At 59.6% G+C, this 12,620-nt stretch carries 12 protein-coding genes; 3 read left to right on the forward strand and 9 right to left on the reverse strand.

The window, feature by feature from the left end:
- Window positions 1–4: 4 nt before the first annotated feature.
- Window positions 5–544, reverse strand: coding sequence for a MogA/MoaB family molybdenum cofactor biosynthesis protein (locus HDF08_RS16665; RefSeq protein ID WP_179639714.1), 540 nt, complete (start codon window positions 542–544; stop codon window positions 5–7).
- Window positions 545–726: 182 nt separating this feature from the next.
- Between HDF08_RS16665 and HDF08_RS16670 the strand changes: the two genes are divergently transcribed.
- Window positions 727–1,752 (forward strand): TonB C-terminal domain-containing protein, encoded by a 1,026-nt coding sequence (locus tag HDF08_RS16670; RefSeq protein WP_179639715.1) that lies wholly within the window; start codon window positions 727–729, stop codon window positions 1,750–1,752.
- Window positions 1,753–1,861: 109 nt separating this feature from the next.
- Here HDF08_RS16670 and HDF08_RS16675 read toward each other — a convergent pair whose 3' ends face one another.
- Window positions 1,862–2,335, reverse strand: a complete 474-nt coding sequence (locus HDF08_RS16675; RefSeq protein ID WP_257031190.1) for a hypothetical protein — start codon at window positions 2,333–2,335, stop codon at window positions 1,862–1,864.
- A 326-nt stretch (window positions 2,336–2,661) separates the two neighbouring features.
- Between HDF08_RS16675 and miaA the strand changes: the two genes are divergently transcribed.
- A complete protein-coding gene (miaA, locus tag HDF08_RS16680) occupies window positions 2,662–3,642 on the forward strand; it encodes a tRNA (adenosine(37)-N6)-dimethylallyltransferase MiaA (protein WP_179639716.1) in 981 nt (326 codons plus the stop codon).
- A 62-nt stretch (window positions 3,643–3,704) separates the two neighbouring features.
- On the opposite strand, the gene HDF08_RS16685 is transcribed toward miaA, so the two are convergent.
- Entirely contained in the window at window positions 3,705–4,637 is a 933-nt protein-coding gene (locus HDF08_RS16685) for a hypothetical protein (RefSeq protein WP_179639717.1), read from the reverse strand.
- Between the two features lie 145 nt (window positions 4,638–4,782).
- Between HDF08_RS16685 and HDF08_RS16690 the strand changes: the two genes are divergently transcribed.
- Window positions 4,783–6,003: a glycine C-acetyltransferase gene (locus HDF08_RS16690; RefSeq protein WP_179639718.1), complete on the forward strand. Its 1,221-nt coding sequence runs from the start codon at window positions 4,783–4,785 to the stop codon at window positions 6,001–6,003.
- A gap of 121 nt (window positions 6,004–6,124) precedes the next feature.
- On the opposite strand, the gene HDF08_RS16695 is transcribed toward HDF08_RS16690, so the two are convergent.
- From HDF08_RS16695 to pyrR, 6 genes are all read right to left on the reverse strand, one after another.
- Entirely contained in the window at window positions 6,125–7,096 is a 972-nt protein-coding gene (locus HDF08_RS16695; RefSeq protein ID WP_179639719.1) for a hypothetical protein, read from the reverse strand.
- A 378-nt stretch (window positions 7,097–7,474) separates the two neighbouring features.
- Window positions 7,475–8,587: an alpha/beta hydrolase family protein gene (locus tag HDF08_RS16700; protein ID WP_179639720.1), complete on the reverse strand. Its 1,113-nt coding sequence runs from the start codon at window positions 8,585–8,587 to the stop codon at window positions 7,475–7,477.
- Window positions 8,588–8,786: 199 nt separating this feature from the next.
- Entirely contained in the window at window positions 8,787–9,488 is a 702-nt protein-coding gene (locus HDF08_RS16705; RefSeq protein ID WP_179639721.1) for a hypothetical protein, read from the reverse strand.
- Window positions 9,489–10,817: a dihydroorotase gene (locus HDF08_RS16710; RefSeq protein WP_179639722.1), complete on the reverse strand. Its 1,329-nt coding sequence runs from the start codon at window positions 10,815–10,817 to the stop codon at window positions 9,489–9,491.
- Window positions 10,814–11,827 carry an aspartate carbamoyltransferase catalytic subunit gene (locus HDF08_RS16715; protein ID WP_373563213.1) on the reverse strand — a complete coding sequence of 338 codons (1,014 nt, stop codon included), beginning with the start codon at window positions 11,825–11,827 and terminating at the stop codon, window positions 10,814–10,816. The genes HDF08_RS16710 and HDF08_RS16715 overlap by 4 nt, the downstream gene beginning before the upstream one ends.
- A 213-nt stretch (window positions 11,828–12,040) precedes the next feature.
- Window positions 12,041–12,616: a bifunctional pyr operon transcriptional regulator/uracil phosphoribosyltransferase PyrR gene (pyrR, locus tag HDF08_RS16720; protein ID WP_257031191.1), complete on the reverse strand. Its 576-nt coding sequence runs from the start codon at window positions 12,614–12,616 to the stop codon at window positions 12,041–12,043.
- Between the last annotated feature and the right edge of the window lie 4 nt (window positions 12,617–12,620).

A 12,620-nucleotide genomic window follows, 5' to 3' on the forward strand; every position in this document is an offset into this window, starting at 1 on the left:
CATTCTAATTGCCGTCGGCTCTTCCATGCTGATCGCTCTCTGTGAATGCATGATGAGCCGTCCGCCCCGCCAGCAAATCCAGCGCATGCGGCAACACCGGCAGAATCGACGCGAGCGAACTCCGCGCGCCCGCCGGACTCCCCGGCAGATTCACAATCAGCGCATCCCCCAGCGTCCCACAGACCGCTCGGCTCAGTGCAGCAAGCGGAGTCTGCAGCAACCCATCCGCTCGCATCCTCTCCGATAATCCCTCAACTAGCCGCTCACAGACCATCCTCGTAGCCTCCGGCGTCACATCGCGTTTGCCCAGCCCGGTCCCTCCGGTCGTCACAATCAGATCTACAACTTTCGCGTTACGTCTTAACGCCGCCGCAATCTGATCGATCTCATCCGGCAACATCTCGCTCAACACCTGCCCCACTCCGGCATCTTCCAGCAGCTCGCACACAGCAGGCCCCGACAGATCCATCTGTTCCCCGCGAGAACAGCGGTCGCTGATCGTCAGCACAACGGCACGTACATCTGGCGCAAATCTTAGAGTCACCCTCCCAGTCTACGGTTTCGCCTCTCTGTCCGAAAGTTCCAAGCGACGCTTCTTTTCCCAATACATGCATCAAAGATGAGAAAATAGGGAGAACTACGCAACCCGGTGCACCCTACTGGGAAGTGTCCCGATCCATCCCGCACGAAACTTTCGTCCCCCGTAGCCGTCAGACCACATAGCCGATGCCCTTACTCGAGACTCCGCCCAAATCCGCACCGTCCAACCAGCCCGTAAAGGTGCGCACCGGCCGCTTCGGAGAGCTCGACGAGCGGGAGTTGATTCACCTGCTGGACTCCCTCGACGACGAGCGCTCCAAAGCCCGCTTCCGCGAGTCCATCTACATCTCCATCATCATCTACCTGGCCATCGCCTGGTTCCTCTTCTATGGCCCCCGCGTCCTCTTTCATCAGCCTCGCCTCATCAGTCCCGCCGAAGTACTCAAAGAGCGTGAGCAGCAGCTGACCCGTCTCGAAGACCCGGCAAACTTATCTAAAATCGCGCCCAGAACCCCTAAAGCACGACCATCGCAGCCAGCCGTTGACCAAAAGATGCTGAAGCAGCTTCAGGCGATGCGCAAGGCCGCTCCGCCAACACCCGCTGCCCCTGCTCCGCCAACGTCCACCCCCCCTGTGACGCAGCCGGCTCCCCAGCAACAGGCAACTCCTCTGCCTCCATCGCCGCAACCCCAGCCTACACAGCAACAGGCTCTCGTTGAAGCGCCAAAGCCCGTCGCAACCCGGCCGAACTTTGGCAATCCCAACCAGACCGCAGGCGATGCCATTCGTCAAGCTGCGCAGGGCGCCGCCCACGACCACGGCAGCTCAGGAGACTACAGCGGAGGCTCATCCAGCGGACGCACCGGTATGGGCCAAGGAGTTCAGGTTTTGTCCGATATGCAGGGCGTAGACTTCAACCCCTACCTCCGCCGAATCCTCAGTGATATAAAACGCAATTGGATTCCCCTCATCCCCGAGGAGGCCCGCCCGCCGCTCAATAAACAAGGCGAGACCCTCGTCCGCTTCACCATTCTCCCTGACGGCCGCATCGCCGCTATGAACCTCGACGGCTCAAGCCAGGATCAATCCATCGACAGAGCATGCTGGGGCGCTATCACCGGCGAAGGCCAGTTCCCCCCACTCCCGGCAAACTTCCACGGCCCCAACCTCGAACTCCGCATCGCCTTCTACACGAACAAACCGCTCCCCTGATCGCCTTCCTTCGCGACCAACTGGAGCGCCAAGCGAAGCGGTACACAAGTCACGAAGTGACCGCAGCCCGCGCAGGGCGCCGTCCGGCAGGACACAAGGGGCAAGCAGCTCACCGAACATAAGAGAACGTGCCGCATAGATCCGTCGAATTTGCGATCTCATTCAACGCGAAGACCGGCATCTTGGCTCCCGAGAAAAATGCAATCTTCAAAGAGCGCCCAGCAACATAAGTGGCCATCCACTGCACATCTTCGGTGCCGCACAAAGTGTTCTTGTGCAGGAACTTTTTCGTAGCAGGGATATCCAGCCTGAAGAGGTTGCCCGTCCCGCCAGCACCGCTGTCTGCATCGAAGACTGCACTGACCTCGCCTGGCTCGAGAGCACGTATCTGCGCCACCACGAAGCTCGTGAAGTTGATCGACATCTTCTCCCCGCCGAAGCCTATATCGCCGGTAATGGCCTGCGCCGTAGAACTCTCTGCACGCCAGTACCCTTTTTCCTGTGCCGCCACAGAAAGACAGCAGGCCAGCACAAAACCAGCCACAGCCCCAACCATCGCACCGGCCATCTTCTTCCGCATCATCTTCCAAGCATGCCATTCTAAACACCCTCCGGGCAACCGAGCGCCCAAACACCGAGTGCCCCATCCTCTCGCAGTCTTACCGCAAAGGGTGGGGTATTCGCGCCGGCAGGCGCGAACCGCTCTCCTCAACCCACAAAAACCGGCCCAATCCATTCCACCAAGGCAATCCACTATCATCCAAAAAGGGCAACCACCATAGCAACTCCACTCCAAACCGAACGCCGCCGCCAGATTCGCGGCCTCCTCCTGCTCGCCCTCGCAGTATTCCTCTTCAGTCTCTTCCGCGCCGGAGTCCACAACCTCTTCCACCCTGGCTGGTGGCGTCTATGGTAAGCGCCCCCGAGCACCCCCTCATCGTTCTGGTCGGCCCCACCGCCAGCGGCAAGACCTCCCTCGCGATATCTCTCGCCCAGCAGTTCAACGGCGAGATCATCAGCTGCGACTCAGTCGCCATCTACCGCGAGATGGAGATCGGCACCGCCAAGCCCACCCACGAAGAACGCGCCCTTGTCCCTCACCACATGATCGACATCGCGTGGCCCGACGAATCCTGCACCGCAGGCGACTATAGCCGCCAGGCCCGAGAAGCCCTCGCCGCCATTACCGCCCGAGGCCGCCTGCCGATCGTCGCCGGAGGAACCGGCCTCTATCTCCGTGCCCTCATCGACGGCCTCTTCCCCGCTCCACCACAAAAACCTGGCCAGCGCGAACGCCTCCGCAATATTGCCTCGACCCGCGGCCCCGCCTATCTCCATCGCATCCTCACCCGCCTCGACTCGGCCGCCGCAGCAGCCATCCACCCCAACGACGTCCCCAAAGTCATCCGCGCCATCGAGGTCTCTCTTGCAACCGGCCAAAGCCACAACGCCAACAAGCGCACTCCTATGACCGAGCAATGGCAGCAGGGCCGCGATGCCCTCACCGGATACCGCATCCTGCGCCTCGGCCTCAACCCACCCCGAACCCTCCTCTATGAACGCATCAACCAGCGCGCCGCAGCTATGTTCTCCCGCGAACGGCCCGACGGCGGCCTTATCGAAGAGACGGAGCGCCTCATAGCCCGCTACGGCGAAGCCTGCCGCCCCCTCACCTCACTCGGCTATGCGGAAGCCACCGCCGTCCTCCGCAACGAAATCACCCGCGAGCAGGCCGTCGCCCACGCCCAGCAAGGCCATCGCAACTACGCCAAGCGCCAGCTCACCTGGTTCCGGCGCGAACCCGGCATGCACTGGCTTCTTGGCTGCGGCGGCGACGCAGACATCACAGCTCAGGCCCACCACCTCGTCGCAAAGCACCTTCAAACATAAGTCCTGACAAGAAAAAATCCCACCCGCAAAGATGAGTCTCTCTCTTCACTCCTCAAACAAAATCAAGAAGGCTGGATCACAAGGTTATCCGCCAGCTTGAACCGCACAATCGACTCAGCCGGAATCTCGATATCCCGATTCCCGGTTAACCCGCTGAGGAGCGTACCGCCACCGCCACCAACCAGCCCGCCAACCAAAAGCCCAACGCCTCCGGTGGCCAAACCGCCAACCAGCATGCCCGCCCCAGCGCCGCCGCCAATAATCGCAGCCGACCGCTTCCCTTTGCCCTTCTTGGTCCGCGTCAAATCAGAAGTATCCAGCGCATAGCGAGACCCGTTGAGAGTCAGATAGGTTAGCCTCAACTCCAGAATCGAAGACCCTTTGAAGTGCCCCCGGCGATGCGAAGCAACCACCACACCGCTCACCGGCGCTCCCCTCGGAATCACGACACGGTCACCCCGGCCAACCACCGGCTCTTCCACCTCTCCGGTAAACCGGTCTCCTGCATGACTCGTCTTCACGCTTATGTGCTGATTGATGCGGATCGTCAGATTCGTCCCTGCAGGAACATTCACATCTGCCGGCCGAATAATCGGCGCACCCCCAGGAGCAGGTGGCCCGACCGGCTGACCGGAAGAATCCGTTGGCCCTGCAGTCGCCGGTTGTCCTTGCGCCACTTGGTCCGCAGTTCCAGGCGCAACCTGCTCAGGAGCACCAGGCGCAACCGCCGGCGTGTTCGCCGCTACCGGTCCCGCAGCAGCAGCAGGAGTCGTGGTCGTCGTAATAGCCTGCGCCGTCTGTCCAGGCGCGGGTGGTTGCACTGTCGTGGTCGTCACATTGCCGTTACTGTCGGTCGAAACCACCTGCTGCGCCTGCCCCGTAGCCGCAGCCTGTTTCTTTGCCTGGTCAATCGCAGCATCCTGTTTCGACTTGCATCCGGCCAGCATCACCACAGCCAGCATCATCGCTCCAACAGTCTTATAGGAAAAATTCATCGTGACATCCTCGTTCGTTATTCTGGAATTTAGTTCAGAAATAAGCTTCAGCGACCAGAAGTCGCGCCTCGCGAAGCACTTCACCTCGTAAGATGCTCATTCTTCACCGGAGACCGCCCAGCCTAAAAAGGTTTAAGATAATTTCATGACCTCCGCAGCCGCCAAACGCCCCCAGCTTGCCCACCTCACCGCCCAGCTCGACGACCTCCGCGAGCGCGGCACCTTCTTCAAGCTGCGTGTGCTCGACGACCAGCAGGCCCCCGTCTGCACCTACGACGGCAAGCGCGTCATCAACCTCGCCTCCAACAACTACCTCGGCCTCTGCAATGACCCCCGCCTCGAAGAGGCTGCCATCGCCGCCACAAAAAAATACGGCGTAGGCTCCGGAGCAGTCCGCACCATCGCCGGCACCATGCACATCCACATGGAACTCGAAGAAAAGATCGCTGCCTTCAAGGGAGTCGAAGCCTGCGTCGTCTTCCAGTCAGGCTTCGCCGCCAACGCCGGCACCGTCTCCAGCATCCTCGGCAAAGAAGACTTCATCCTCTCCGACGAGCTCAACCACGCCAGCATCATCGACGGAGCCCGCCTCTCGAAGGCCAAGATCAAAGTCTTCCGCCACAAAGATATCGCCCACGCCGAGCAGCTCCTGCAGGAAGTCCAGAACGAGCCCGGCCGTAAGCTCCTCATCACCGACGGCGTCTTCTCCATGGACGGCGACATCGGCCCCGTCGACAAGCTCGCTGACCTCTGCGAAAAGTACGGCGCCATCATGATGGTCGACGACGCCCACGCCTCAGGCGTCCTCGGCCGCAACGGCCGCGGCTCCGTCGATCACTTCCACGCCACCGACAAAGTCGACGTCCAGGTCGGCACCCTGTCCAAGGCCATCGGAGCACTCGGCGGCTACGTCTGCGGCAGCCGCGACCTCATCGACTACCTCTACCACCGCGCCCGCCCCTTCCTCTTCTCCACCTCGCACCCACCCTCAGTCGCCGCCACCTGCATCGCCGCATTCGACATATTGGAGAATGAGCCCGACCGCATAGCCCGCCTCTGGGCCAACACCAGCTACTTCAAACAGCAGCTCGCCGATGCCGGCTTTGACACAGGCGGCAACACCACGCCCAAAAGCGAAACCCCCATCACCCCCATCCTCATCGGAGACAGCCGCCGCACCATGGACTTCTCCCGCGCCCTCTTCGACGCCGGCGTCATGGCCACCGGCATCGCCTTTCCCACCGTCCCCGAAGGTAAAGCCCGTATTCGCACCATCATGACCAGCGAACACACCCGCGAACAGATCGATCAGGCCCTCGAAACCTTCTCCTCCGTCGCTAGAAAAATGGGCATCCTTCAAGCCTGAAGGAAATCACCCGTCCCGACCAACGGGAGGACCTAAGCGTCTCACTTACCCCAAACCGGTCACACGTCACGAAGTGACCGCCTCCCGCGTAGGGAGCCCGTCCGGCAGGACACTCTCTTCCTTAAGGAGCGCTTTGGGTAGGCACATCCGGCGGGGTACGATTCTTGTGAAAATGTCCGATAACATCTGGCGCAAACTCAATGAGAAGCGCGCCGAACACACCCTCGGCGGTCACCAGCAGACCCTGCTCGATCGTCAAACCAAATCCTCGATCCGCCGCCGGATAGTAAAGATTCGAGATTCCGCCTGCGGCTAGATTCCCCAGCAGGTTCGAGAAGTTAGGCTGCCAGTTTCCGTTATCGCCCTTGCAGCGGACTGTTGTACTCACCGAATAAAAGAACCGTTTCTTGAAAGTTCCCTTACCCATCCGAAAGTAGCGTGCGTCTTGGTGCAACAGCACAGGAAACACGCCGTTGCCGAGAATCGTTCCATCGAACTGGTCGGTGTATGCCGCCCCGAAGCGCTTGCCATAAGCCCCCCAGCCCTGCTGATAACCCTCTGGCATATACTGCGCCGGATTTGTACCCGGAATCAGATCATAGCTGGAATGCGAATTCTCCGCCTGCCCAATCGCCGACGTAAAAAGCGCGAGTCCAAACTGGTACGGATCGACCGCGCTTCGGAAAGCCGCCCGCATCTTCTGCCCCGGAGTCAAAGGAAGATTGTTCCCGTCGAGCACAGCGTTGAAGTTCGGCACGACGACTCCGATTCGCTGGTGTAGTTCCTTCTGAAGCTCCTCTTCCGAGGCGCTCTTCTTCTGCTCATCCGTCATTGGCTTCTGCGCCGTATCCGTCTGCCCAGGCGAAGTCGGCTGAGCCGGAACGGTCTGAGATTGCCCGGTCCGCGCCTCATCAAGAGTAGAAGAACTATATTCGTCTGTGTTGTTTGCGATCTCCACGGGCGCTTGCGGCAAAGGCGCATCAGGCAGCGTCGCCTCAATCGCAACAGGACTCTGCGAGAGCACCGGGGCTGCAATGACGAGGAACATCACATTGATGACGAAGAGCGGAAGACGGCGAGAAAAAACGGTCACTTTAAAAGTTTACCTGAATGGTATTGCAATACCCTGCACCCCCCAGGCATCGGCAGCGATTCATACTCGAGGAATCAATTAATTCCTCTCGCTATTGCCGATGCATGATGTGCCGTACGGAAAAGTCTAAACAGAAATCAAAGCTGGTGGACACTCCTCCCACTAACTGATTAGGGATTGGGGTTATGAATATAGACGAGCCAAATGTGTTCTCGCCTACAGTGGGATGAAAGAATATGTGTGCCGCGTGTCTAGTCATTTGCCTGCTTTGAATCAGCAACTTGAACCCTGCCTCAAATCCCTGTGTCTCAACTACGCCGACGTCATCAGCTCCAGCTCAGCATAGCCGAACAGCGAAGGAGTCCGCTCTTCCCCTCCTCACTTCAGATTTTTATCGAAGAACTTCACCGCCATCGCCGACACGGTCGCATGCACCTTCTCGCGATCCACACCAGCAGCATCCCCGCAAAACACGCCAAGCTTAGCCCTTCCCACATCCGTACACGTATCCAAAAACGTGTAGTGCGCCACGCCATCGGGTAGCACCGTTAGGTGCGCATCCGGCATCAACGCCAGAAATCTCCCCGCATTCGTCGCCACAGGAGCGATCGGGTCCGCCGCTCCCACCACCATCGCCACAGGAATCGTCACCTCACGAAATCCATCCGGGGCGAACGCCTGCCCCACCGCTGGAGCGATCGCAAACACCGCCTTCACCCGCGCATCGCGATAGCTCGCACCTCCACGCGCCATCGACTCCGCACTGCTCGCCCTCACCTTCGCCAGCATCTGCTCCGGATCACCCATGTTCTTCATCTCCGGCACCACGCACTTATGCAGTGTCGGATCCGTCTGGCACGCCTTCAGAAATCTCTCCTGATCCGTTCTCGCCCCCGCCAGCTCCAGCACCGTGTAGCCGCCGATCGAAAACCCAGCCGCACCAATCCGGCCCTCATCCACGTGCGGTCCAAACGTCGAATCAGTCATCAACCCATCCAGCGCATCGCTGATATCGGTCGCCCGCTCCCACCACAACACAAACCCCTCAGCGGTATACGGCTCAAGCGCATTGTTGCCAGGATGATTCACCCCCACTGCAATATATCCATGCCGCGCCAGCACCGTGCCCAGCCACGCCAGCTGCATCGCCGACCCACCCGTCCCATGCGACAGCATCACCACCGGAAACTTCACCTGCGAACTCGCAATCGGAGCATTGAGCACCGCTCCACCTGCCAGAAACAGAGGCATGTCCGGCGGCCCAATCACCTGCGGCTCCTCATACAATGTCCCATCGGCATTCGCCGGATACCAGATCGTCGCCACCAGCGCCTGAGTCTTCGCACCCCGCCAGTTCCGAGCATGACCAGGCTTAAAAACCCGCGAACTCTCTCCCACTTCATATGTGGTCGTCGCGGCCAACCCACCCCGCACACTCACCATCACCGTCAATCCAAAAACCAGCGTCGCCGCCAATCGCAAAGTTCTCATGCGTCACTATACGAAACCGCCTCCACTGGGTTCCACCGCCCTCGCACTTTCCTATACATAGCGATGTCCCTTTGCTCGCACGCAACAGCGCAGTTAGAAAAAATACTCTATCCCAACCACCCCGCACCCGCGCGGTTTTATGTTGAATCTGTCCCCCCGCGAGGCCGGATCCCTAGAATCGCGGCATCTTTAAAATCGTTTACCTTGCTTTGTGCTCGTCGAGGCCTGTTTCAAGACGTCGCAAAATCTGCGCACGTTCTGAGTTCAGCACATGGACTTGATCAACTCTATCGAGCCCCGGATATCTCTTAGACGTTTCATACGAGAAGGCTTTGACATACCGTCCCCTTTTAGTATCGAACTCATATGCAGTCACCGTATAGTAATGCTCTGAGAAGTGCGTCTCTCCATCCCTCCAGTAAAAATCAGCCGTCATCAGAATAGGAAAGTTTGATATCGAAGCAATATGCCACACAGCTCGGTCGCTTTGATTTGTCACTCCAACGAATGGCATCAGATTGATAATCTTGCCATCAACTTGATACCGCAAAATCGCAAGCCTATCTAAAGTCCCGCTGCCACCACCAGAAAACTGGGACGAAAAGAAAACAAGTGATCCGCCGCCCGGTAACGAAAGAATCTCTGAGCGAGGATCGAGACCAAATTCGTACTCCACAGAATCGGACGCCCGATGTGAAGGCATTTGGAAACAAACTCCTGCCGGCTTAAGAAGACAAAGCTTCGCCCCTGAAGTCGGCAAGCCATCCGAATCTGCAGCACCTGGGAACACCGTGAAACTTGGAAAGTCTGTGGGGCGAGCTTTAATAGAGGACTGCCCATAGGAGGTGGCTAGCACTGTACCGAACAGAACGACCATCCAACTCTGCACAAAACGAAGCATCTATCCTCTATAAACAATCACGCCTTCGCAGATCGTAGCCATTACTCTGCCCAACATCGGCGCCCCATCAAAAGGAGTATTCCGCGACTTCGACAGACTCTTCGCAGCCGCAAAACTCCACTCCGCCGCTGGATCAAATATCACCACATCCGCAAAACTATCCACCTTCAGCGTCCCACGCCCCTCGAGCGAAACAATCCCAGCCGGCTGCGCACTCATCAACTCAATCACCCGCGAGATCGGCATCCCATTGCCCTTATGCAATACTCGCAACGCCAATCCCAGCGCCGTCTCCAGCCCCGTAATCCCATTCGGAGCCCGCTCAAACTCCTGCTCTTTCTCAAACAACGCATGTGGAGCATGATCGGTCGCAATGCAGTCCACCGTGCCATCCATCAACCCGGCAATCATCGCCATGCGGTCCGCATCATTGCGCAGCGGAGGATTCATCTTCGCATTCGTGTCGTACTCGCCAATTGCCTCATCGGTCAGCGTAAAGTGATGCGGCGCAACCTCGCACGTCACATGCAGCCCCGCCCGCCTAGCCTGCCGAATCGCCTCCATCGCCTTCGCCGTAGACACATGCTGCACATGCAGATGCGGCCGCAATCCATCATGCTGCTCGATATCCCGCAGCAGCCGAATATCCCGCTCCACAATCTTCGACTCCGCCTCCACCGTCATCCCGCGCAGCCCCAGCCGAAACGCCACCGGCCCCGCATTCATGCTGCACCCACCCGTCAGCCGCGTATCCTCCGCATGCTGCGACACCGGCACGCCAATCCCCGCAGCCGCCACCAGCGCCGCACGCATCACGCGATCATGCAACACCGGCTTTCCATCATCGGTAAACCCCACCGCCCCGACCCTCTGCAGCTCGTGATAGTCCGTAATCTCCTCGCCCAAGCTTCCAAACGTAGCCGCTGGCATCGCAAACAGCTTCACGCAGGCCCCACGCGACGCATCCAGCATCCACTCCAGCTTCTCCACCGAATCGTTCACCGGCAAAGTATTCGGCATCGCCACTACACTCGTAAATCCACCCGCCGCCGCAGCCGCCGTACCCGTCTTGATCGACTCCTTATAAGTCTGTCCCGGCTCCCGCAGATGTACATGCACATCCACCAGCCCCGGCGCGACGATCATCCCCTTCGCATCGATGATCTCCTTACCAATCTCCTTGCCAATCTCCTTGCCCTTGACAGCGCGCAAGACCCCCGGCATCTCCACCGCAGCCACTCGCCCATGCCGCAGCAATAGATCCCGCTCCCCATCCACTCCACTCGCTGGGTCCACCAGCCGCCCGTTCAAAATCAATACGTCACTCATACCGTTACACTCTCAAATCCGCCTGCACCCAGCGCCCTCACCAGCAGAGCCATCCTCACGCCCAACCCATGCCGCACCTGGTCCTCAATCGCCGAGTTCGGCCCGTCCGCCACCTCACCCGCGATCTCCAGCCCGCGAATCATAGGCCCCGGATGCATCACCAGAGCCTCCGGCGCCCGCGCCATCAACCGTTCCTCGTCCAGCTGATACCGCGAGATATACTCCCCCAAATCCAGCTCCAACCCCGCCAGCCGCTCCCGCTGAATCCGCAGCATCATCACCACCGCTTTACCCCCCGAGCCAGCCTGCTTCAAAGCCTTATCAAAATCCCGCTCAATCTCAATCCCCCCTTTAGAATCCAAGCCCAGCCCCAACGCATCATCCGGCAGCAACCCGGGTGGCCCACACAGCACCACCCTCGCCCCCAGCCGCGGCAGCAGCATCGCATTCGAACGCGCCACCCGGCTATGCAGAATATCCCCCGTAATCACCACCGTCACACCCTCAAGCGTCTTCGCGTTCACCAGCCGCCCACTCATCCCCGGCAATCGCGCCAGCATCGTCCGCAGATCCAGCAGCGCCTGCGACGGATGCTCATGCATCCCATCCCCCGCATTCAACACAGGCAGCCCCGTCGTCTTCGCCAGCAGATACGGCGCCCCCGAGTTCGCATGACGCAGCACAATGCACTCCGCCCCCAGTGCCCGCAGCGTCAGCCCCGTGTCCTTCAGGCTCTCACCCTTCTCAATCGACGACGACTTATCGCTCACCAGCGTCGTCATCGCACCCAACGACTTCGCCGCCAGCTCAAACGAAGTCCTTGTCCGCGTACTCGACTCATAAAACAGCAGCGCAATCCGCCGCCCCGCCAGAATCTTCGCTCTCTCCGCAGCAGCCATTCGTTCCAGCCGGTCGGTCGCCGCCAGAATCGCCGCAACCTCCTCCACCGTCAGGCCTGCAACCGTCAGCAGCGACCCCGCCGCAATCGTGCCCGTCTCTAATATCGTCACGAATTTATCTTAGAGCCTGTGGCGACTCTCTGTCCTGCCGGACGAGCCTCCTGCGCGGAACGCGGGCGTTCGCACGCCTTTTTAAAGCTTCGCGCGGCCCTCCCGTTGGTCGGCACAATCTTCCCTCGCAACCAACGGGAGTGCCAACCGAAGGGGTATACAAGTCACGAAGTGACCGCCTCCCGCGCAGGGAGCCCGTCCGGCAGGACAAGCTCAATCCATCAGCTCAACCAGCAGCACCTGCTCCTGCCCATCCACCTCGTTCAATTTCACCTCGATAATCTCCCGCTTTGACGTAGGAATCAGCCGCCCCACATACGTCGCCTCGATCGGCAGCTCGCGATGCCCGCGATCGATCAGCACCAGCAGCCGCACACTCTTCGGCCGCCCATAGTCAAACAGCGCATCCAGCGCCGCCCGAATCGTCCGCCCCGTATACAGCACATCGTCCATCAAAATAACGTCGCGCCCCGTCACATCGAATCCGATCGCCCCCGGCGTCACCTTCGGTCGCGGCCCATCCGTCGACAGATCGTCGCGATAAAAGCTGATATCCAGCACCCCCACATCCACCGGATGCTTCTCAATCTTCTCGATCAGTACGCCCAGCCTCTGCGCCAGCGGAACGCCCCGGCGCTTGATCCCCACCAGGCCGACATTCTTACTGCCGTCATGTTTTTCCACGATCTCATGCGCCAGCCGCACCAGCGTACGCTCGATCTCCGAGGCCGACATCAGCCTCCCCTTTTCACGAAACTTCGGCTTCCGAACTCCAGTATTTTCACTCATATAA

The sequence above is a fragment of the Tunturiibacter empetritectus genome (genome assembly GCF_013410875.1).
Lineage (GTDB): Bacteria > Acidobacteriota > Terriglobia > Terriglobales > Acidobacteriaceae > Edaphobacter > Edaphobacter empetritectus.